At 34.3% G+C, this 21,944-nt stretch carries 17 protein-coding genes and 1 pseudogene; 2 read left to right on the forward strand and 16 right to left on the reverse strand.

The genetic code is table 11. The features are described from left to right. Window positions 1-417: 417 nt before the first annotated feature. The 16 genes and pseudogenes from MKY17_RS14595 to MKY17_RS14670 all read right to left on the reverse strand — a co-directional run bounded on the left by MKY17_RS14595 (window position 418) and on the right by MKY17_RS14670 (window position 19,788). Complete coding sequence (locus MKY17_RS14595) at window positions 418-870, reverse strand: hypothetical protein (RefSeq protein WP_098369595.1); 453 nt, start codon at window positions 868-870, stop codon at window positions 418-420. 245 nt (window positions 871-1,115) lie between these two features. Beyond that, window positions 1,116-1,502, reverse strand: a complete 387-nt coding sequence (locus MKY17_RS14600) for a DUF192 domain-containing protein (protein WP_098369594.1) — start codon at window positions 1,500-1,502, stop codon at window positions 1,116-1,118. Between the two features lie 325 nt (window positions 1,503-1,827). Continuing rightward, window positions 1,828-1,948: pseudogene (locus MKY17_RS14605) on the reverse strand (oxidoreductase); the annotation flags it as partial. Window positions 1,949-2,608: 660 nt separating this feature from the next. After that, window positions 2,609-4,339, reverse strand: coding sequence for a phospho-sugar mutase (locus tag MKY17_RS14610; protein WP_098369593.1), 1,731 nt, complete (start codon window positions 4,337-4,339; stop codon window positions 2,609-2,611). A gap of 305 nt (window positions 4,340-4,644) precedes the next feature. After that, on the reverse strand, window positions 4,645-5,100 hold the full coding sequence (locus tag MKY17_RS14615) for an NUDIX hydrolase (RefSeq protein ID WP_098369592.1): 456 nt from the start codon (window positions 5,098-5,100) through the stop codon (window positions 4,645-4,647). An 83-nt stretch (window positions 5,101-5,183) separates the two neighbouring features. After that, window positions 5,184-6,833: a glycosyltransferase gene (locus MKY17_RS14620; protein WP_339200131.1), complete on the reverse strand. Its 1,650-nt coding sequence runs from the start codon at window positions 6,831-6,833 to the stop codon at window positions 5,184-5,186. After that, window positions 6,830-7,171: a hypothetical protein gene (locus MKY17_RS14625; RefSeq protein WP_098369591.1), complete on the reverse strand. Its 342-nt coding sequence runs from the start codon at window positions 7,169-7,171 to the stop codon at window positions 6,830-6,832. Before MKY17_RS14625 ends, MKY17_RS14620 begins: the two co-directional genes overlap by 4 nt. A gap of 1,712 nt (window positions 7,172-8,883) precedes the next feature. Next, on the reverse strand, window positions 8,884-9,846 hold the full coding sequence (locus MKY17_RS14630; protein ID WP_098369590.1) for a Gfo/Idh/MocA family oxidoreductase: 963 nt from the start codon (window positions 9,844-9,846) through the stop codon (window positions 8,884-8,886). Next, the gene (locus tag MKY17_RS14635) at window positions 9,831-10,793 is read right to left on the reverse strand and encodes a Gfo/Idh/MocA family oxidoreductase (RefSeq protein ID WP_098369589.1); all 963 of its coding nucleotides are present in this window, start codon (window positions 10,791-10,793) and stop codon (window positions 9,831-9,833) included. Before MKY17_RS14635 ends, MKY17_RS14630 begins: the two co-directional genes overlap by 16 nt. A gap of 22 nt (window positions 10,794-10,815) precedes the next feature. Next, a complete protein-coding gene (locus tag MKY17_RS14640; protein WP_098369588.1) occupies window positions 10,816-12,276 on the reverse strand; it encodes a CDP-glycerol glycerophosphotransferase family protein in 1,461 nt (486 codons plus the stop codon). Window positions 12,277-12,454: 178 nt separating this feature from the next. Further along, complete coding sequence (locus MKY17_RS14645; protein WP_098369587.1) at window positions 12,455-13,921, reverse strand: CDP-glycerol glycerophosphotransferase family protein; 1,467 nt, start codon at window positions 13,919-13,921, stop codon at window positions 12,455-12,457. A 293-nt stretch (window positions 13,922-14,214) separates the two neighbouring features. Next, a complete protein-coding gene (locus MKY17_RS14650) occupies window positions 14,215-15,675 on the reverse strand; it encodes a hypothetical protein (RefSeq protein WP_098369586.1) in 1,461 nt (486 codons plus the stop codon). Window positions 15,676-15,738: 63 nt separating this feature from the next. Further along, window positions 15,739-16,452 (reverse strand): acylneuraminate cytidylyltransferase family protein, encoded by a 714-nt coding sequence (locus MKY17_RS14655; protein ID WP_098369585.1) that lies wholly within the window; start codon window positions 16,450-16,452, stop codon window positions 15,739-15,741. A 21-nt stretch (window positions 16,453-16,473) separates the two neighbouring features. Next, window positions 16,474-17,634 carry a UDP-N-acetylglucosamine 2-epimerase gene (gene neuC / locus MKY17_RS14660; protein WP_098369648.1) on the reverse strand — a complete coding sequence of 387 codons (1,161 nt, stop codon included), beginning with the start codon at window positions 17,632-17,634 and terminating at the stop codon, window positions 16,474-16,476. Then, the gene (gene neuB, locus MKY17_RS14665; protein ID WP_098369584.1) at window positions 17,627-18,673 is read right to left on the reverse strand and encodes an N-acetylneuraminate synthase; all 1,047 of its coding nucleotides are present in this window, start codon (window positions 18,671-18,673) and stop codon (window positions 17,627-17,629) included. Before neuB ends, neuC begins: the two co-directional genes overlap by 8 nt. Beyond that, complete coding sequence (locus tag MKY17_RS14670; protein WP_098369583.1) at window positions 18,670-19,788, reverse strand: DegT/DnrJ/EryC1/StrS family aminotransferase; 1,119 nt, start codon at window positions 19,786-19,788, stop codon at window positions 18,670-18,672. The genes neuB and MKY17_RS14670 overlap by 4 nt, the downstream gene beginning before the upstream one ends. A 459-nt stretch (window positions 19,789-20,247) precedes the next feature. Here MKY17_RS14670 and MKY17_RS14675 point away from each other — a divergent pair, with 459 nt between their 5' ends. Further along, a complete protein-coding gene (locus MKY17_RS14675) occupies window positions 20,248-21,273 on the forward strand; it encodes an SDR family NAD(P)-dependent oxidoreductase (RefSeq protein ID WP_260398212.1) in 1,026 nt (341 codons plus the stop codon). Further along, window positions 21,270-21,926, forward strand: a complete 657-nt coding sequence (locus tag MKY17_RS14680; RefSeq protein WP_098369581.1) for an acetyltransferase — start codon at window positions 21,270-21,272, stop codon at window positions 21,924-21,926. Before MKY17_RS14675 ends, MKY17_RS14680 begins: the two co-directional genes overlap by 4 nt. Window positions 21,927-21,944: the final 18 nt, after the last annotated feature.

A 21,944-nucleotide genomic window follows, 5' to 3' on the forward strand; every position in this document is an offset into this window, starting at 1 on the left:
ATGATTTTTGAGTGAATGTGTCCATCTTTGAAGGTAAGGGAACAGGTAAGAAATCCCATTCGCCCTATTTGTTAGGACAGAACTCAATTTTACTCTCTGCTAGTCTACTTTCTCCAGCTGTAATACCGCCTCTGAAGTAGGATATTCCTTTAACAACAATAAAAAATCCTTCCAATTTTCCTCCTCTACTTACTAACCATATTCCTCCATGCAGTGTCATAGCTTCGCTTGTTATACGAATCTAAGTAAAATCAGCCTTAAACATGTTTCTGGCGGACAATTTACTTCACGGGATTAAGTCCCACGCACCCGTACGTCCTACCCTGGCTACTGATAAAATAGATTCTATTAAAAAAAGGTCAACCAGTAATTTTACTGGACGACCTTAGAATACGAAAGTATCCGTTAGTTCAATAGCTACTTACAGTTTTTGATATTACTTCTTAATATAATGGGTCCCAATTTTTCAGTTTTTGAATTAGAAAGACGCACATGCACTTCTACATTTTCTATTTTCGCTGTAATTTCATCAAATCTTCCAGCCAAAGTTGGACTATCTTTTTCTGGAGAAGGATAAAGCCTGAAACGCCAACTAATTTCGTCTGGTATAAAAGCAAAACCTTCATAGCTATCGTAATTCCCATAAGAAGATGGTTCTGGAAGGTGTACCCCAAGAATACTTATATTAGTTCGTGCAAAACTTGGTGGGCGCAACTGCACTTTATAAATCAATGCTGTTCCCTTTGAATTTGTAAGCTTTTTATCAATTGGATCCAATACCATACTACAAGGCAAAGTTGTTGCATTTGTTTGTATAGGAGAAATGACCAAAGTTAAGATAATAAATATGCCCAAAACAATTTGTTTCATACCAACACCTCTTACAATTATTTTGGTTATTTTACCCACATTATGATCTAAATATAGATAGTCCTTATTCAAGTAACCTGCCTCTCTAGTTGCATAAGAAAAGGAGCTGCTGAACAGCTCCTGGTAATAAAGTTTAAAGCACCTTATTTTGTTTAAGTACAAATCTTCACAATCTCCCGAGTAGCATTAACATAAATATCCATTTAAAACTCACCTCAAAGAACTAAAGGTGAGGTGATATGAATTCAACCAAGCTTTACATAATCCCCTACTTTAATTTGATTCTTTTCAAACCATCCAAGATTCACTTCAATTGCATAATTATATGATATTTCTGGATCATAGGTAGGGCATATATACTCTTTACAAGGCTCCATATCAAGTATTTTCAGAATTTCCCCAGCTGAGTCAAGAAAAGCAATAGATAAAGGAATTAAAGTGTTTTTCATCCAAAATCCACCATATATTTCTTCTGAAAACACAAATAACATCCCCTCATTTTCGGGTAATTTCCCAACAAACATTAAGCCCTTTTCTCTTTTTCTTTGAGTATCTGCAACTTGAACGGTTAATCTAATTTCCTTGTTTCCACTAAGTATCTTTATCATTCTTGTTTTCATTCTATTTTTCATGTTCACTCACCTTCGAGTATTATTATAAGCAGGAAAGAAATTTGATGTTTTTTAAAAGAAGTTCATGAGATTGAAATTTTCTTTTTTCGAAAAAACGTCTATTCCCTAATAATAAAAAGGAAGAAAGTTGGAGATAAAAATAGATGAAAAAAATAACTAAGCAAGCTCCACTTTCACTTCTAATACTTATTCCATGTTCTCGAATTTAATACTTTTTTTTCAATAAACACAGAAACTATATATAAAAACACAGGTGTGTTTTGGAAGATATCATGAACTTAAAAACATTACTTTTAGTAGTTTCCCCCCTCTTCTTCCAATCTGAAATGAATTGAGCAAAACCTGCTGTCCATGTAAGACCTGGAAGGACTGAGTTAACGGTTACTCCAGTTCCTTTAGTAATATCCGGCAAGTCCACGGGAAAGTGTTATTAAAGGAGTCTTAGAGGCACCCTTAAGGAACCAGTTCGGGGTATGCACGCTATATAAAATATATCTTTATAACATTCCTCTGCCACAGTTAAATTGGGTAGGTTCTTTTGTTTGAATGTCGATTTTATGTATTATGTTAAATGTTCTAGCTTTACGTTTTAAGACTTCAGCTTTAAAGGTTCTTTTCTTATTTGACTTTTCTCATAGGGGATGGCCTCACCATGAGCGCCAATAAGGACCCTTTTAAAAACCCTCCCCATTTAGCACCTTTCATAAGGCCCATCCTAGGGCCTGTACAACTGTACTACGTAACGTCATACGGTATCAGCAAGGCTACTATATAGGGGGGATTTGGACAATTGGATTGGAATAGTATATTATATGTTCAATATTCCAATTAGTGTAGAAAAGTAATAAATATCAGCATCAGCCCCTTATACCCTACCACGCACACCCTCTTACCCAACCCATGTTGGGAAACAACGCCGAAAGACCTAAGGACGACCTACCGGGAACCTTGATTTCTCGCAGGGTATTTATGACTCCGAAAGGCTGTGTGCTAGATTTAGAAAGCAGTAATAATCTAATGATAGACAAAGAATGGCCCGCATTTCTTTACATAATGAATGCTGACCCTGGTTTTTTAAAGAAAATCCTCTGAATGAGAGTCCTTCTTTAAAGCATTTTATTGATTCTTCTCATAAAATCTTCCATAACGGTGGATAATTTCCCCTTAGCTTCCTTCATCGAGCTTCCTTGAACACCGAAATAAAATTTAACTTTAGGTTCCGTTCCGGAAGGTCGTAAACATACCCATGTGCCATCATCAAGAAAGTATTTTAATACGTTGGATTTTGGGAGCTTGATGGCCTCTTCCCTATTTGACGCAAACATGTATTTTTTCCTGCTGAGATAATCCTCTCGAACCACTACTTTATGACCAGATATTTGCTCTGGTGGATTTTCACGGAATTCATTAAGGATCGCTTGAATTTGTCTGGCACCTTCAATTCCTTTTAAAGTTAACGATCGTAAATCTTCCAAGTAATAGCCATATTTCTCAAAAACATGCAGTAAACCTTCGTACATCGTTTTGCCTTGCTTTTTATAATAGGCACAAACTTCCACTGCCAGAATAGTCGCCTGTATGGCATCCTTATCTCGTGCAAAGTCTTTGATTAGATATCCATAGCTTTCTTCATAGCCAAACAGGAAAGAATGTTCTCCACTTGTGTGGTATTCATGGATCTTTTCAGCAATGAATTTAAATCCAGTTAAAACATCTACCGTTTTCAAACCATTTTGATCAGAAATCGCGCGTCCTATTTCTGAAGTCACAATGGTCTTTAATACCACTCCATTTTCTGGAAGAGTCCCTTTCTTTTGTTTTTGTGAAATTAAATAATCCAAAAAGAGAGCGCCTGTTTGGTTTCCTGTTAATACGACATAATTTCCAGCATTATTTTTCACGCTAATTCCGAGCCTATCCGCATCCGGATCGGTGGCAATCAATAAATCAGCGTCGACACGGTTTCCAAGCGCGATGGCCAATTCAAAAGCAGCATGTTCCTCTGGATTAGGCGATTTAACAGTAGGAAAGTTAGCATCGGGCATTTCCTGTTCTTTAACAATATGGACATTTCGATATCCTAGATCATGCAAAGCACGTTTTACTGATTTATTGGCTGTACCATGAAGCGGTGTAAACACGAGCTTTACATCGATTTCATTTGCTAACTTTGGATCTTCCGGAATAGTGAGCAAATGCTCATTATAAGCAGTATCCAGCTCTTCCCCAATGATTTGAATGAGCCCTCTGTCTTTTAGGATTTCTTCTTCCTCCACTACAATGGAAAGCTCACTTTCAATCGTGTTCACGTAATTAATGACTTGATCCGCCGCTACAGGAGGTAGCTGTGCACCGTCTGATCCGTACACTTTATACCCATTATATTCAGGCGGATTATGGCTTGCTGTAATGACGATACCGGCAAATGCACTCAGCTTACGTACGGAAAAAGAGAGCTGTGGGGTAGGCCGTAATTCATCAAATAAATAAGCTTTAATTCCCTTTGTTGCCAAAGTCTTGGCTGCTTCCAATGCAAATTCTGGAGACTTATGTCTTGAATCGTAAGCAATTACGACTCCTCTGGATTTTGCCTCGTTTCCAAACGATTGAATATACTCAGCAAGTCCTACTGTCGCTTTTCGCACGGTATAAATGTTCATTCTATTCGTACCTGGACCTATTTCCCCTCGCATACCACCCGTCCCGAATTCCAAATTTTTATAAAAGGCGTCTTCAAGTGCTATCTGATCATCCTTCATTTCTTCAAGCATTAAACGCATTTCATTATCTAAATTTCTGTAACTTGTCCAAATAGTATATAAAGACTTCCAGTCCATGAAAAAACAGCTCCTTCCAGCCTGTATATTTTTCTTTTCTCTTTGACCTTAGTACACATTGTAGGCGATCAATGAGTATGAAGTCTAAAACCATCGTTCCTAAAACACCCATTACGATATCATTTTTAGCTTCCTAAAGTAGTTCCTTATCCTGCAACGGAGTTGAAGAATCGCCAAATGTCCTCCCTCCAAAGTTGTTGGTTAGATCCATTCATATTCCTAACCAATACTTTGGAAAGAGCGTCATTTATTCTTCACTATTTCTTTGGAAGAAGAGCGAAAATACGGCTGATATTCGAAAGAATTCAATTGCGAAATCTTGAATAATTATAAATTTCTTTCTTGATTTCGGGATCCATATCTTTTGGCAGCTGATTTATTGAAAAGAATTTTACAGCACTTCCTTCATAACCATCAGGTTTCAAGGTTCCTTCGATAATTTCATTTGTTATATAAAAAGCATTAACAGAATAGTATTGATCTCCATTTGGTAAGTGAATAAAATAGTTTACGCCTGATATAACTTTTAGAAATTGTAATCGACCAATCGTTAAACCTGTTTCTTCTTTTACTTCACGCAATGCTGTTTCCTCTAATGATTCTCCTAACTCCATAAGTCCCCCTGGTAATCCCCATACTTTTGTATCTGTTCGAAATTGTAATAAAATCTGCCCAAGTGGATTAAATACTAATACTTTTGCCCCTGTTAAAATAACTGGCCTTTTTCCCACAAGCTTGCGTAAATCTTCAATATAGCCCATGTCATTCCCCTATCTGCTTAAATGATAACTATTGGGTATCCAGCTTGTTTTTCGTAACTGTTTTTAAGTTTTCCTTACTTGAATTATTTTTTCGATTTCTTTTCCTTTTCCTTTTCCTTTTCCTTTTCCGTTTTCGTTTTCGTTTTCGTTTTCGTTTTCTTTTTCTGTTCCGTTTTCTTTTTCTTTTCGTTTTCCGTTTTCGTTTTCGTTTTCGTTTTCTGTTCCGCTTTCTGTTCCGTTTTCTGTTCCGCTTTCTGTTCCGCTTTCTGTTCCGTTTTCTGTTCCGCTTTCTGTTCCGTTTTCTGTTCCGTTTTCTGTTCCGCTTTCTGTTCCGTTTTCTGTTCCTTTTTCTTCTCCTTTTTCTTTTCCTTTTTCTCTTCCGTTTTCATTTCCTTTTTCAGTTCCGTTTTCGTTTCCATTTCGGCTTCAGCCATAGTTGGAGTTATGACTCCATTACTTTTATTTGCTGCAATTGAAATAATTAAGTTTAGTGATATATTAGTCTTCGTTTCCGTTTTCTTTTCGTTTTCCGTTTTCTGTTCCGTTTTCGTTTCCATTTCGGCTTCCGTCTTCGTTTCCATTTCGGCTTCCGTCTTCGTTTCCATTTCGGCTTCCGTCTTCGTTTCCATTTCGGCTTCCGTCTTCGTTTCCGTTTTCGTTTCCGTTGTATTAACGAGAGAATATAATCTTTGTTGCTCCATAATTTGTTTATTGACATCAAATTTTTCTTCAATGACTTTCCGTGCTCTTTCCGTATAGTTGTTCCAAATCTCTGGATGTTCTAAAAAGAATTGTATGCCTTTCGCTAACTCAATATCATTTTTTTCTGGAGCTAGGTAACCTGTTCTCTGGTGTTCAATTAATTCAGGGATTCCCGCGTGTTGAGTGGAAACGACAGGTAAACCGCTAGCCATTGCTTCTTTTAAGACATTAGGGATGCCTTCGATATCACCAGTTTTACCTGTTTGACTTGCAAGACAAAAGATATGAGCTTTTTTTAATTCCTTCGAAACTTGTTTTGAATCCATAGCTCCTCTAAGAATCACAACATCTTTAAGGTTAAATTCTGTAATGACCGATTTAATTTTTTCCTCATCTTCACCTGTTCCAATAATATGCAGTCTAGCCCTTGGATATTGTGAATAAATCCGTTTAAATGCATTTATAAGAGTAACAAATCCTTTTTTGTCTACAAGTCTACCTACAGATAAAACTCTTATTTCTCCTTCTTTAGGAAGAATGGGGGTAGAATAGGCGAAAAGATCTGTTTCGATACCACCATATAACACATGAATTTTTTCATCCGGAATTCCTAAACTTCTTAATCCTTCTGCAAGATATTGGCAAACAGGAAAAAAGTGTGCACCATGTTTAATAAATGATGAATATCGCTTAGCATTTTTTCTGAAAATTTCTGGTCTGTCAGAACCATCACGTCCTCTAATGCTAACAATCAATGGGATATTATATTTTTCACATACAGGCAAAATTTCTTGTCCATGTTTTCCGTGATGAGCATGAATGGCTATGATTTCTTGTTCTTTGAAGAAATTTTCTAGATCTTTAATCTTGTTTAAATTATAGTAGTTTTCAAAGGGGAATTCTGTTTGGTTGGTATCGTCGAATGGGCCGATTACGATTGAGCGATAGCTACTTATTTTTACGATTTGATTATATATAAAACGTTGGTGTGTTTTAATGTTTTCACTTACAAAATAAGCAATGGTTTTCATTCTGCCTCAGTCCCTTTAACAAGAAATTCATATTTGCTCTTCTCGCGTCCTGCTAAAACTAATAGCTCTTGATAATTGCCTAATTTTTTTATTTTTCCTTGTTCTCCAATTTGTTTCACTTGCTTGTGAAATTCATGAGGGAACATGGAATCAGCTTTATAAAAAATGTATTTGTATGGTAGGTCTTCAGAACAAACTTTAAGGTAGTTTTCAAACTGAGGATTTAATTTGAATAGAAGATCTTTTGCAGAATTACGTGTAAGGGACGTCATGAGAAAATCTGATAAATTATACTCTTTAAGAACTTCCAATGGAGTTTTCATATTTTCAGGGTTCAAATTACTTTCTCCTTTTATTAACTTACATATTTTTTGCTTGCATGTAATTTACCTATTCACCTATCTCTTTTTATTTGATTTAGGCTTTTACTCATTAAATTTTTAATTATATTGATCTGCTGCCATGTACACTTCAAATCTACTAATATCGAATCTGTCTCCATCAATCGTTTTCCCCATAGACATTTTCTAATTTTCAGCATTTTATTAATGGCATCTGTTATTTGACCTTTCATCACCAACTCCAGGATTTTTTCTAAACAAGAAAAATTAAATGGTGTCAAATGACAGCTAAATTTGAAGGTGGATCGTTTGATGGTTTTCAACGATATTGATAACTTTACCTATACCACTATCTATATTTTTCAATTCATCACACCGTAGTTTGACAACAACTGTTTTTCAACTTCATTTAGACCGAGTACACTTTTTTTATTTTTTTCAAAAACTCTTACTGACTGACCTAATCCAGCCGTCTCTTTTTCAATAATAACTTCATCAGGCAACAATACAGCAAGTGGTTCATTTCCAACAAAGTTTTTCCCTAAGAGGATTGCATCACCAAGCCCACTAGCATAGGGCTGTATAGTGTATTGGATATGAAAATTGGGAATCTTGTTTTTTTCTAATAAATGAGTTTTTTGTTTTTTATCAAGAAATGCTTCAAATTCGAGTGACCGATCAAAATAGTTTGCAATCAGATTTTATGATGGTGAAACGACGATTAATATTTCCTCAATACCTGACGCCATTGCCTCCTCTACGACATAATGATTAGCAGGCTTAACAACAATCGGAAATAATTCTTTTGGAACAACCTTCGTTACGGGTAAACCCCTCGTTCCATATCCAGCCGCAGGAATAATTGCTTTTTAAATTATCGCAAAACCCCTCCTTTACTTTTTTTGTTTAGTTTGGTAATCGTCTAGCAATGTGAAAATTGAATTTTCTATAGGGTAATGTAAGCCTTTTTATTAATAAATGAACTAGTCCTCTTTATTGTTTGTACTATTGTCTATGTGCAAAACAATTATTAATTATTTAAGAATTTGTAAATATTGAATGGCAAAAGTCTATTATAAAAAAAGTAGACATTCCTACGCTAATTGGGAGCCTGGTAGTCTTTCCGGAAAATATACCACCCTTAGATGTGTTACAAAATTCAACTATTTCATTGCATTTAAACATTCCCTATATCACTCAAATTTAAAATGCTTCAGTTTTAAGTTTCATTAAAAGGATTTAATTGAAGAAGGAGTGAACATTTATTATGATTTGCACATGAACTTATGGTGCGATTGTTATATACCCGAATAATATATACTAATAAAAAAGTGCCCTCTAATTCGGGTTTTTCTATGTCTCTCAATGGTAAATATTAAGAGTCCACCCACCAGCCAAATAAGATAGAACCGCTGTTAAATTATTAAGGTTCCTCCCTGAAACAGATCCGGTAAGCCGAAATAAAACCTGCTCTAAAATGCTTCATTTGAGACAAGTATCCCTTTCGTTAGCGAAGAAAAGCATAGCCGTCGATTCAGCTTCATAGTCGTTAGTTAAACCCTCCCTGGCGATCAAACCAATCATATATTCACTTATCCTGTCCCAAGCCATCAAGAACCTTGTATGGCATTTCCCTTTCCTCCTACACATTCTATATTAACTTTGAGGAAAGTAGCATCCTATAAGTTTTTTTCACAAATATTATTACTCTATTTTTGTTTATATCCAAATAATATTGAGTTGTATACCTTGTTAACGGATTGTATCTGCTCTGACACATCGACTAAGTGCCTTTTATCAGTAAGAAAAGCTTGGACTTGTTTAAAAAGACCAGGTTTGAATTCTGTATCATGATGTTTTATGAGGGATATTTCTTCTATATGAAAGGAATTGTGTTTCATTATATATAATCTTTCGAGCGGTTGAAGAATAAGTTTGTATTGGTCAGTCATTACTTCAATTCCCCACCTACCTGGTGATTTCCAATTCGCGTGATAACTGAACAATACATCATTGTTTGTCATTCCAGAGCCTGTAAAGATAGCCGCATCAGGGTGCCAAGCTAGATGATTTGTGGACAAAGATTGTATTACTTTTGGTTTTCCAGCAATAAAAAATGCTAGATCGATGACATGTGAAGAATTGGCAATTAGCCAATTTTTCTTCACTTCATTTGTATTTTTACTTTTTTCTATTTGCTTGCTAAGTTCTGTAAAATCAAAATGTATCGAGCGAATAGGATTGTCTTCTGTGACATACGAAAGCAACTTGTTAACCGATTCATAAAACCTTCTATTGTACCCAATATATACTTTTGAATTAAATATTTGAGCTACTGCTTGCAATTCTATTAATTCATCACCACTAACTGCTCCTGGTTTTTCAAGCAGGATTTCTTTAACACCGTTTTGCATAAGCGTAATGGCGACTTCTTTTAAATGTTCTACGGAAACGGCCACGATTGCCCTATCATATGAATGCTTTTCATGCAATACTTGATCTAGATTTCCAAATGAAGCCTCCTTTCCAATTAACTCTTGAAAATGAAGAGCTGTTTCCTCAGATCTTGTGAATACATGAAATGATTGATTCATTTGCTTTAAAACTTTTGCATACTCAGAGCCCATATTCCCTGCGCCTACAAGAAGTATTGGTTTTAAGTGATTGGACATTCTATCACCCTATGACCTAGAACCTTTGAGAAGAAAGTATTTAGATTAATAATCAAGTTTACATGTAGTTTTTTAGATGTCTCATAATCCGGAAGAGAACATTTTCCAAGTAATAATAAATCAGTTACTAAGAGAGAGGTAATCGAACTTTGCTTTGGATAGTTGATAACCTTTTCTATAATTTCATTATTTTGAGTGTCTTCTACCGTGATTTTCTCCAACAAAGGGAATATCGTCCAAATTTCTTCGTTAAATTTAAATTTCATGACATACTCAAGACTTGATTGGTTACTTGATGAAATGATCAATGTATCTTCCTTATTCGTACAAGCTGTTAATACTCCCAAAACCTCCAAATATCCCTTTCTTTTACTCTCAACTACATTTTCCAATTTACTCGTTTCAATCTTCATGTCTAGACAATTTGTCAAAAAGGAGAATAAATCTAATTGGTGAATGCTGTTACAACCAATCCCAAAATTTCTATATTCTACATAAAAGTTTAAATTAGAATTGACCTTCTCTTTCAGTTCCATAAATATAGGTAGGGTTCTTAACGGACAGTTCACCCAACAACCTTTTACATTGTATTCTTTAAGAAGAGATGACATTTGATCGTAGTCACTCTCTTTTTGGAATAGCACTTTTTCTAAAATCAAATATTTCACTGAAGTAGTTTTTAATAAGGTTTCTGCAACTTCCAATCTAACTTTTGAGCTGGTAGCAATGATACATAGATCCATTTGACCTGGAATATCTTTTATAGATTCGAAAAAATAACATGTTTTCTCTATTGGCTTAGAATCCTCATAACACCTTTGCGCGAGATTTAAAGCTTCAACGCTTGGATCTATAACATATATCTTTAGAGATAAATCTGTCTTGAGCAGTCCTTCAAAATGTCTGTATCCTATATTTCCGCTACCTATGATTAAAACTTTAAACATATTTTCAGCTCTCTCCCCCCATTTATGAATGTTTTTTAATAATTTCTTCTATTTTATTTTTCGCTAAAATAGGAGCCAGCTCTACAGATATAAGTGTCTTTGACAGAAATTTATTTCCTTTCTTTTTTAAATCATCCACATAACTTTGATCGGTTGTTATTTTTGTTACAGCTTTTATTAAATCTGTCGCATTTTCTATTATTTCTCCAGCTTGAGCTTTTGCTAAGTGAGCATTGAGTTTATTAGTGTTTAATTTATAATGATAGGGAATGTTGGGTTGTAGGATGAAAAGTGGCTTGTCTAAAATTGCTGCCTCGATTGCGGTATTGGAGGAAATTGTCATTAAGCAATTAATATAATGTAAAAAATCGTACAATGGGTAATCACTAGATAGGATTTTCACATTCTTATTTTTACCTGATATTGGGTATTCGTATTGATCTCCCTTATGTTTTTTGATTAATATGGTTACGGGAAGACTTTCGGGAAATATTTCTATCCATTTCTCTAGCTGACAATTGGTATCTAGGAATGGTTGGGTTGTAAAACCTAGGATTTGATGATTGCTTGGAATGTTAAATTTTTGATAAAATGCTTCTTTTGAACTAACAGGACTTTTTTTTTCATAATAAAATCTTATATTTCCAGTCTCAGTAAGTTTTTCCTCTTTAATCTTTCGCTCGAAAAACCAGTTTTTTTGATTTTCCCCCCATGCAAAATAATAGTCGGCTCTGGAGGGAATTATGGTTCGATCCCCAATTATATAAAGTGGCATGTCGATAAATGGTATATTATATTTTTTTGAAAGCATTCCTAGAATTGCACCAAATATACTGGCTTCTGAAGGAATTATTATTACAGATGGTCTCGTATTTAAAATTAACTGATCTAAAATATAAACCCATTTTATAATGTTCGAACATACCTTTATTAACCATTGTTGAAATAAGGGTGTACTAAAATAATAATGAGAAACAGTCTTTAAAACCATTTCTACCTGTGCTTTTAAAAGTACTTGATTTTGCTTAACCTCCACGTTATTGACTTTTAAGAGTTCATTCCTAAATAGATAATTTTTAAACTGTTTTGGGAGATTATTATTTTGCTCTTTATCTTGAACACCAAACAGTGTAACTTCGTATTCTTTCAGTTGATCAACCGCAAATGCATAATAATCATCCGAAAGCAATATTGCATTCTTATTTTTTTTGATATTAACAGGAGAAATATTTTCAAAAGCTAATAATTTTTGATTTATATCTCCCATTGTCTGAAACCTTCTTAGCATACGAAATTTTTTAATCAGAGCTTGATTTATTCGGTTTCGATCAACAAATGGTTGAATATGCACTTCAAATTGTGCTGCTAAACATTGGGCTAATGGTAGTCCATAAATTTCAACCGAAGAACAACACTGAAAAAAATCATATATTAAATTATATTTGACTAGATGATAATCATTTATCTCGATTTCACCGTACATTAAAACCACTCCTACGAATAAAGATTATTTATTACATATTCATATTACTGCTTTACCTATTTACACGGATTTAATTAAACGACATTACCTATTTCTCGATATTCCATTTTTTTCATTCCCATTCTAGAGAGTTTTTCAATACTGTTTTTACAACTCTCTTCTTGTTCGGAATAATATTTCATAGATGCTTCATCATAATTTCTTTTATTTTATTTTTTGTTAAAGCAGGGGCCCAGTGTACTGTTTTAATTGAACCTTTTCGGAATGTATTTACTTTCTTTGTTAAATGATCTACATAGCCTGGAACCGTTGTTATTTTTGTTATCGCTTGAATTAACTCTGTAGCATTTTCTATTATTTCGCCCGCTTGAGATTGTGCAAAATAAGCGTTATTTTGATTATGATTTAACACATAATGGTAGGGTATGCTAGGTTGAAGGATTAGTAGTGGTTTATCTAAAAGTGCGGCTTCAAATGCCGTAGTAGATGCAATCGTCATTAAACAATCTATATGATGTAAAAAATCGTACAATGGGTAATCACTAGATAATATTTGTACGTTCTTCTTTGTACTTAATGATGGATATTCATATTTATCGTTTCTATGTTTTTTGACTAAGATGGTTACTGGAAGATTAATAGGTATAGCCTCTATCCATTTTTCAAGCTTATCATTGGTATCTAGATACGGTTGGGTTGTAAAGCCTAAGATAAAATGATTACTTGGTATTTTAAGTTTTTCATAAAATGATTCTTTTGAAATAGAGGGATTTTTCTTATCATAAAAGAATTTTATATTTCCAGTTTCAGTTATCTTATCTTCACTAATATATCGCTTCATTAACCAGTTTTTTTGATGTTTCCCCCACACAAAATAATAATCGGCTCTAGAAGGAATTATGTTAAGATCTCCAATGGTTGTAAGAGGCAGGTTGATAAATGGAATCTGATATTTTTTTGAAAGCAGTCCAAGGATTGTACCAAAAATACTAGCTTCTGAAGGATTTATGATTACAGCTGGTCGTGTCTTCAATATTTGCTGATCTAATATATAAACCCACCTTATTATAGTTATACAGGCTTTTGAAAGCCATTGCTGAAATAAGGGTGTACTGAAATAAAAATGTTGTGGTAGAAACTTTAACTTTTCATCAATCTTTTTCTTTAAAAATGCGTGTTGCTCCTTAACCATCTGGTTATCAACTTTTAACAATTCATTTCTAAAAAGAGCACTTTTAAACTGATGTGGGAGATTATCATGAATTTCTTTATGATGGACCCCATATAATGTGATTTCATATTCTTTAAGTTGATCAATCGCAAAGGCATAATAGTCATCCGAAAGCAGTATTGAATTCTTATTTTTTTGAATGGTAACCTGGGCAATGTTTTCAAAAGCTATTAATTTTTGATTAATAGCTCCCATTGTCTGAAATTTTTGTTGCTTATGAAATTCATTCATAAGAATTTGATTTCCAAGATTCTGATCAACAAATGGTTGAATATGGGGCAAAAGAAATAGCCTAGATAAACATTGTGCCAATGGTAAGCCATAAATTTTAACCGAAGAAAAATACACAAAAAAATCATATAGCAAAGAATATTTTAGTAGATGATAATCATTTACCTCATTTTCACCGAACATGTGAAAAGCCCCCCATAAATAAATATTATTTACTCTTTTTTTCTCCTATTCTGCCAAGGGTTAAATTTATCCTTATTAAAGTATAGAGAATTTAGCAAAACCGAAATATATGTTTAATAAGATGCTTTAATTAATGAAGCAGGAAGTACTTAATACAAACTTGGATGAAGGTTGTCATTAACACCTATTTTCACGCGTGTATTTACAAAAAAACTTGGGATAAGAGTGTTTAATTCTCCCCCAAAAGACTTCACTTTTTAGCTCAAAAATCACATCCAAATTCGACAAACACTTTATAAATGCTTTAAAATAATTTCTTCTATTTTTTTTTTTGCTAAAATAGGAGTCTGATCCACAGGTACATGCGCCTCTGCAAGAAATTTATTTCCTTTCCTCTTTAAATCATCTATAAAACTTGGATCAGTCGTTATTTTTGTTACAACCTGTATTAAATCTTTAGCACTTTCTATAACTTCTCCTGCTTTAGCTTGGGAAAAGAAGGCATTGTTTTGATTGTTACTTAATACATAATTATAGGGAATAATAGGTTGAAGGATTAAGAGAGGTTTACCTAATAGTGCAGCTTCAAATGCAGTAGTCGATGCAATAGTCATTAAACCATTTATGTTGTATAAAAAGTCATATAATGGATAATGACTAGATAGGATTCTCACATTGCTTTTTTTGTTTATCGACGGGTATTTGTATTGATCTAGCCTGTGTTTTTTAACTATTATTGTTATCGGAAGATTATTTGGTATTTCTTCTATCCATTTTTCAAGCTTATCATTGGTTTGATGTGGTTGGGTTGTAAAACCTAGAATATAATGATTGCTTGGAATATTGAATTTCCCACAAAATGTTTCTTTAAAGCTAGCAGTATATTTCTGTTCATAATAGAACTTCACATTTCCAGTAACCATAATTTTATCTTCTCTAATCTTTCGCTCCATAAACCACTTTTTTTGATATCCCCCCCACGCAAAATAATAATCGGCTCTCGAAGGAATGATGGACCGGTCTCCAATTGCGGTAATTGGCATAAAGATAATTGGTATTTGGTACTTTTTTGAGAGAAGCCCAAGTATTGAGCCAAAAGGGCTTGCTTCTGAAGGTATGATGATTACAGATGGTCTCGTTTTCAAAATTAACCGATTTAAAATATAAACCCATCTAATAATGCCACCACAGGATTTTGAAACCCATTGGTAAAATGATGGTTTACTGAAGTAATAATGTTGTGGCATACCCTTTAACCTATCATCCACTTGTTTTTTCAGGAGTACTTGTTGTTGTTTAACTTCCTGGTTATTAGCTTTTAAAAATTCCTCCCTAAATAGGTAATTTTCAAAATGATTCGGTAGATTATCATGCAGTTCATTATCGGCAACAGCAAATAATGTGACTTCGTAATCTTTTAGTTGATCAGTCGCGAAAGCATAATAATCGTTCGAGAGGAGTATAGACTTCTGATTTTTTTGAATAGTTACCTGAGATATATTTTCGAAAGCTACAAGTTTTTCATTAACATCCCCCATTGTGTGAAATTTTTGTTGCTTATGCAACTGTTTAATGAGGCTTTGATTTACCCTGTTCTTATCAACGAATGGTTGGATATGGACTAAAAATTGTGCTGCTAAACATTGAGGTAACGGCAAACCTGAAATTTCAATTGAAGAAAAACTGTTAAAAAAATCATACAGTAAAGAATACTTCACTAGATGATAATCATTCACCTCATTTTCACCGTACATTATAAACCTCCCGCTAATAAGTGAAATTTCTATTCAAATCTCATATCAAAAGGTCAACGTTCCTTATTGATCATTTAATCTCTTTTCTATAAGCATCTCTGCTATTAAAAAGTCCATTTCTTCATCAATATCAACCGCTCTTTCTTTCGGAATAATGATTCCCCCCGGATGGTTACCAAGAAATTGTTCATTTTCTTCATTTATCTCATTTAGATAAAACGCATAAACAGCACCATTAAGTTGGTAAGCTTTCGGAAGCTTTTGTCGTGGCAAAAAGGGATTTGCCTTTTCTATGAAAGTTATGGGACTTGTATCCTCAAAAACCCACGCTCTTATTGGGTTTAATTCAGCTTCTGAAAAAGTCGCAACTGCTCTGTAACCTTGATTATTTTCAATAAGAAGATCTAAACAATCATAAATATCTTCTTTGGAGCGAAGAGGAGAGGTCGGTTGCAAATAGAGCATAATATCATAGATCTCCTTTTGTTCATTTATTACATCAATTGTATGCTTAACTACATCAATCGCCAAAGCGTGATCCCCTGATATATGTTCAGGCCTCTTTATGACATCAGCACCAAAATGTTGGGAAATGATCGAAATATTTATATCATCAGTTGATACGACTACTTTATCGATTTCAGGAATTTCCTTTACTAGGTCAAGGGTCCAAGCAATAAGGGGCTTTTGACAAAGAAGTTTTATATTTTTATAAGGAACGGCTTTGCTTCCTCCTCTTGCTGGTACTAAAGCAATAATTTTTTTGCCTTTATACACTCTTGTTCACCCCCACTTGTTTTATTTATTAAAACTTTTATTGATTAACATCCATTTATCAATTGTCATTTCTTTTAACACCTTAATAACCTGAGTTTCCGGACATTTTACAGTATCATATGGATTTGAACTAATTCTCTTTTCCGTTTGCAAAACAGTTTTTATTGCTGCGATAATTTGAACCTCATTATAGGGAGTCTCTACTACATTACTCCCCCGTTCTCTTCCCTTTTGCCGATTTCCTATTAAGACATACGGGAGATTAAAAAAGGGCGCTTCTATCAATCCGCTACTGGAATTGCCAACCAATACGTTCGCTTGACTTAAAAGAAACAAATAATCCTCTTGCGGTATTGAATGATAAAAAGATGTTGCAGCTTTATTAAAGTGGCAAAATTCCTTTATTTTTTGATTAAAGAAATCCCCTCCAGCGTCACTATTTGCCCCAATAAAGATTAATTGTTCATGACAAATTGGTTTTAATGAACAAAGTAGAGTCTCCACTTGTTTTTCAACAGGGACAGCATCACGGGAATCTGGATGAAAAGCCACTATCAGGAGATTTTTATTAGATTGAATAGAATATTTTTTCCTTAACAACTCATTTTCAGAAATGGACTGGTTTTTCACCTGATTAATTTCAGTTTTTCGAAGGCTGCCTATCACGTGTATCCGCCAGTCTTCCTCACCTAATCGGAGTAAGGTCCTGTATGATTTTTCAGTAGAAGCAAAATGAAGATGTGCTAATTTTGTGATCGCATGACGAATGGAATCATCAGCCGATCCGCTCACTTCCCCTCCATGAAAATGAACAATCGGGATATTCAAATAATGAGCAGTGATGGCAGCAGCAAGCATTTCCCCTCTATCTCCTAAAACTAATAAGAAGTCGGGGTTATTTACCCTGAAAATCTCAGTAAAGTATAAGATTCCTAACCCTAACGATTGGGACATGGAAGCCTTATTATCACCTTTCACTAAAATCGAAGGAGTTGCTGAAATCCTTAGATGATCTTTTTTAATCTCTTGAATGGTCTCCCCATACTCACCCAACAAATGCATTCCCGTTACGATAAGGGAGAGATTGAATTCTGAATTTTCCTCCAGTTTAAGCAATAAGGGCCGATAGATTCCGTAGTCTGCTCTTGAACCAGTAACACAAAGAACTTCTTTTTTAGTCATTGAAATCAGTCCACGATAAAGGTTCATGTTTCTTTTTTGGAACTCTTAAGACTTTCCCGATTACTTTTTCAAATTCATTTGCCTCTATTCCAGCTAACGGTCGAAGAGCGATAAGATCATTTTCTGAAATAATGGTTCCGATGGGGACATTTGATTTTAAATAAAGGCTCCTCCTTACTAAAGGTTTCACTCCTTTTTCATTTGCCGTTAACTGCTTTTGTTCGGAACCAAGGGATAATTCCGTTAATCGCACTAATTCAACCATTTCCTTGAATTCCTTTATATTGATAGAAGCTAAATGATCCGGGCCGGGCAAGGTGTTGTCGAGGGTTATATGCTTTTCGAGAATCCTTGCACCCAAAGCAGTCGCAGCAATAGGAATATGGGTCCCGATTGAGTGGTCCGAGTAGCCGATCACATAAGGATATCTATTTAAGTAATCGTTAATGACTTTTAAATTGATTTGTTGCTCGGGAGTTGGATAACTGGAGGTACAATGGAGAATACTAATTTGTAAGTTTTCTTTTAATCCCCTTAAATAGGCGATAGTTTGGTCAATTTCGGATATTAAAGACATTCCCGTAGAAAGAATAATTGGTTTATCTGTTTCAACAATACGTTTTAAGAGGGGGTAGTTCGTAAGGTCTCCGCTTCCCACTTTAAAAGCGGACATATCCAAATCGTTTAAAAAATCAACACTCTTCAAATCAAAAGGAGTTGCTAAAAAAATAATATTTTTTTTGTCACAGTATTTTTTTAGATCTATGAATTCAACAGATGATAGCTCTAATTTCTTTAACATGTCATACTGGTTTTTTTCCTTCGTCTTTTTTTGATACTGCACTAAATCCGCTTGTCTTGTTGTCAATTCTTCGGTGTCAAACATTTGAAATTTCACGGCATCTGCACCTGCATCAATGGCCGCATCCACTAATTTTTTAGCCAATTCTAAAGACCCATTATGATTTACTCCGATTTCAGCAATAATGAATGTTGGACTGTTACGGTCAATCAATATATGCTTTAATTCTAGTTTCATTGAGTATCCCTCGTTAATATATCTAACAGAGTTGTCATAACATATTTTTGTTCTTTTTCACTTAAATCATTAAAAAACGGAATTGCCAGAGATCGTTTTGCCAACATTTCACAGACTGGAAAATCACCTTCATTTGTTTGAAAAAGATCTTTATAAAAAGGTTGTAAATGTATCGATGGGAAATATGGTTTTGACTGAATGCCCTTTTTAAGAAGCTCTTCCAACACTTTATCTCGATTCGTATATTCAGGAAGCAATACAGGATACACAAACCAGCTAATCGTTGCATGTTGATGATTTTTTAAGTACATCACTGGAACTTGGTATTCATTTATGAGCTTATGGTATTGTTCGGCAACCTTCTCTCGTTTTTTTAAGATTTCTGGAAGTCTTTCCATTTGGGCAACACCTATAGCCGCATGGATATCTGAAAGTCTATAATTGTATCCGAGCCTTTCATGGCTTAACCATTCATTGCTTATGCTTCTACCCTGATTTCGTAGACTGGCTGCCATGTTATATATTTGTTCATCATTCGTAACTAACATTCCTCCCTCACCCGTTGTTATTTGTTTGTTAGGGTAAAAGGCAAATACACTTACATCTCCAAAGGTTCCGGCAAGCCTGCCATTCCAGGTAGCCCCGATTGCTTCACAAGCATCCTCAATGATCCTTAAATTATATTTTTTGGCTATTTTAACAATTTCATCCATATTGCAAGGGTGACCGAATATATGGACAACTAAAATGGCTTTTGTTTTATCAGTAATTGCTTTTTCTATTAAACTTTCATCCATAACGGTTGTATCAGGATGAACATCCACGAAAACAGGCTTTACTCCTTCATAGAGTAAACAATTACTTGAAGCCACAAAACTATACGGTGACGTAATAACCTCATCACCTTCCTTTAGTCCCAATGCCTTAACTGCAACATGCAGAGCACTAGTACCACTATTCATTCCTACTGCATAGGAAACGTTTAATAAATCTTGGAATTTCCGCTCAAACTCGATAATTTTGTTCCCTAAACTTAATTCCCCTGTATTCAAAACATCCATTACATATGTCTTTTCTATGTGAGTTATATCAGGCTTAGATAATGGAATTTGCACATACATTCTCCTTTCTATTCTAAATAAGGGCTTATTCTAAAATATTCTTTTTGGATTCAACCTCTAAAAATCACTCAGATCCCGATGGTTTTTATTTAAGGGGCTATTGGCTATGCTTTTACTCTAGTCATTCAACCCTTTATGAGTTTTGTACTTAACGTAAAACCGAAGTCTTTTTATTATATTAAGATAAGGAATTTCTGTTCACACCAAAAACCTAGCCTATCAATAAAAGGCGCATCCCCATGTTTTGCCTCCATTCGATATTTCTCATAAAATACTTTACCCAAGGAAAATATTATCATTCCAACATTATTCTTCAATTAAAAGGAGCTTTCCAAATCTTTTCTAGTTTTACTTGTAAAATGTTTGAATTCACTAACGCCTTTTGTTATAGATCTACATAATATGATTAATGATAATTTTTACCAATTCTTATTAATTAGGAGGTTTTATATTTTGCAGGGTTCTTCTTTAAATATTAATCCTGATCTATATGATCATTATCAAGATAAAGTCATTCTCATTACTGGCGGCACTGGTTCAATTGGCAGTCAAATTGTAATGGAACTAGTCAAATATTCTCCTAAAAAAATCATTATTTATAGTAAAGACGATAGCAAACAATATTTAATGAAAAAAAGAATGAAAGAATTTAATAACATTTATTATATACTAGGGGATATTCGCGATTTCCAGAGAGTGGAATATGTATCACGTGGGGTAGATTATATTTTTCATACTGCTGCATTGAAACAGGTACCTATATGCGAAGAAAATCCAGATGAGGCCATAAAAACAAACCTTTTAGGGAGTCTAAATATTATTGAAGCTGCCATAAATAATGGAGTAAAGAAAGTTATAAATATTAGTACTGATAAGGCAGTCAACCCGACAAACACCATGGGGGTAACAAAACTTTTAGCAGAAAAATTATTTAAGCAGGCTAATTTAAAATTAAATAATCACCATACAAAGTTCTCTTCTGTTCGTTTTGGGAATGTTCTCGGCTCACGCGGTTCTGTCTTTCCTCTCCTATTTGAACAGCTTATGAATCAAGAGCCCTTGACCATTACCGACCTTGGAATGACACGTTTTTTTATGTCTATCAAAGAAGCAGTTCTACTTACTATTAAGGCAGGCGCTTATGCTGAGGGCGAAGAAATATACATTCTTAAAATGAAAGCTTTAATGCTTTCAGATCTAGTAGTTGGTTTAAAAGAGTATTCAAAACAAAAACAGGTAAAAGAACCTGAAGTGCAAATTATTGGAATAAGACAAGGAGAAAAATTATACGAAGAATTGGTACTGGAATCGGAACTTGAAAATTTGTATGAAAACGAAGAGATGTATGTAATTTCGCCTAACTCCCCCGATACAACCCTATTCAAAAAATTATACTTATCTGATTATCGATCAGATAAAGTTAATCTAATTACTCAGAAGGAAGTTCTCCAAATACTCAAGGATCTTGACCGAACATGAAGTGGGGAATAATCGGGACAGGAGGTCACAGTAAAGTAGTTCTTGAAGCCATTAAATCCTTCGGTCATTATGTTCAGGTTACTTGTTTTTCAAAAGCACTTCCTAATCATCCCTTTTTCCTTCCATATCCGATCGTATTAGATGAAGAAAAAATGATTCATTTGCATGAAAATACTATTGATAGTTGGCATGTAGCGATTGGAGATATTTCCATCAGGGAAAAAAAGCTAGAACAGTTAGAACAAAATAAACTAATCATTTCTTCTATTATTCACAAGAACTCTATTGTTAGCCCTTCTGCAACTATAGATGAAGGTACCTTTGTAAATGCAGGTGCAGTAGTTAATGCGTCTACAAGAATTGGTAGAGGCTGTATTATCAATACCTCTGCAAGCATTGATCACGATTGTATGATAGGTGATTTTGTAAATATTGGACCAGGTTCCCGTTTAGCAGGTCATGTTTCAGTTGGAACAAAAACTGAAATAGGAACTGGGGTTTCTGTGGCACCACATGTAAAAATAGGAAAAGGCTGTATAATCGGGATAGGTTCTGTGGTAGTAAAAAACATACCAGACTTCAGCTTGGCTTATGGTGTTCCAGCTCAAGTAATAAAACTTTTAGAGGACAAACAGTGTAAGAAAACCATATAGATTTAATCTTGCTTACCT

It is taken from the genome of Peribacillus sp. FSL P2-0133 (genome assembly GCF_037975445.1).
GTDB lineage: Bacteria > Bacillota > Bacilli > Bacillales > DSM-1321 > Peribacillus > Peribacillus simplex_E.

Bases quoted from the DNA above. Each gene is read 5' to 3' on its own strand.
- MKY17_RS14595 (WP_098369595.1), bottom strand. From the start codon at position 870: ATGAAACAAATTGTTTTGGGCATATTTATTATCTTAACTTTGGTCATT.
- MKY17_RS14600 (WP_098369594.1), bottom strand. From the start codon at position 1,502: ATGAAAAATAGAATGAAAACAAGAATGATAAAGATACTTAGTGGAAAC.
- MKY17_RS14610 (WP_098369593.1), bottom strand. From the start codon at position 4,339: ATGGACTGGAAGTCTTTATATACTATTTGGACAAGTTACAGAAATTTA.
- MKY17_RS14615 (WP_098369592.1), bottom strand. From the start codon at position 5,100: ATGGGCTATATTGAAGATTTACGCAAGCTTGTGGGAAAAAGGCCAGTT.
- MKY17_RS14620 (WP_339200131.1), bottom strand. From the start codon at position 6,833: ATGAAAACCATTGCTTATTTTGTAAGTGAAAACATTAAAACACACCAA.
- MKY17_RS14630 (WP_098369590.1), bottom strand. From the start codon at position 9,846: ATGTCCAATCACTTAAAACCAATACTTCTTGTAGGCGCAGGGAATATG.
- MKY17_RS14635 (WP_098369589.1), bottom strand. From the start codon at position 10,793: ATGTTTAAAGTTTTAATCATAGGTAGCGGAAATATAGGATACAGACAT.
- MKY17_RS14640 (WP_098369588.1), bottom strand. From the start codon at position 12,276: ATGTACGGTGAAATCGAGATAAATGATTATCATCTAGTCAAATATAAT.
- MKY17_RS14645 (WP_098369587.1), bottom strand. From the start codon at position 13,921: ATGTTCGGTGAAAATGAGGTAAATGATTATCATCTACTAAAATATTCT.
- MKY17_RS14650 (WP_098369586.1), bottom strand. From the start codon at position 15,675: ATGTACGGTGAAAATGAGGTGAATGATTATCATCTAGTGAAGTATTCT.
- neuC (WP_098369648.1), bottom strand. From the start codon at position 17,634: ATGACTAAAAAAGAAGTTCTTTGTGTTACTGGTTCAAGAGCAGACTAC.
- neuB (WP_098369584.1), bottom strand. From the start codon at position 18,673: ATGAAACTAGAATTAAAGCATATATTGATTGACCGTAACAGTCCAACA.
- MKY17_RS14680 (WP_098369581.1), top strand. From the start codon at position 21,270: ATGAAGTGGGGAATAATCGGGACAGGAGGTCACAGTAAAGTAGTTCTT.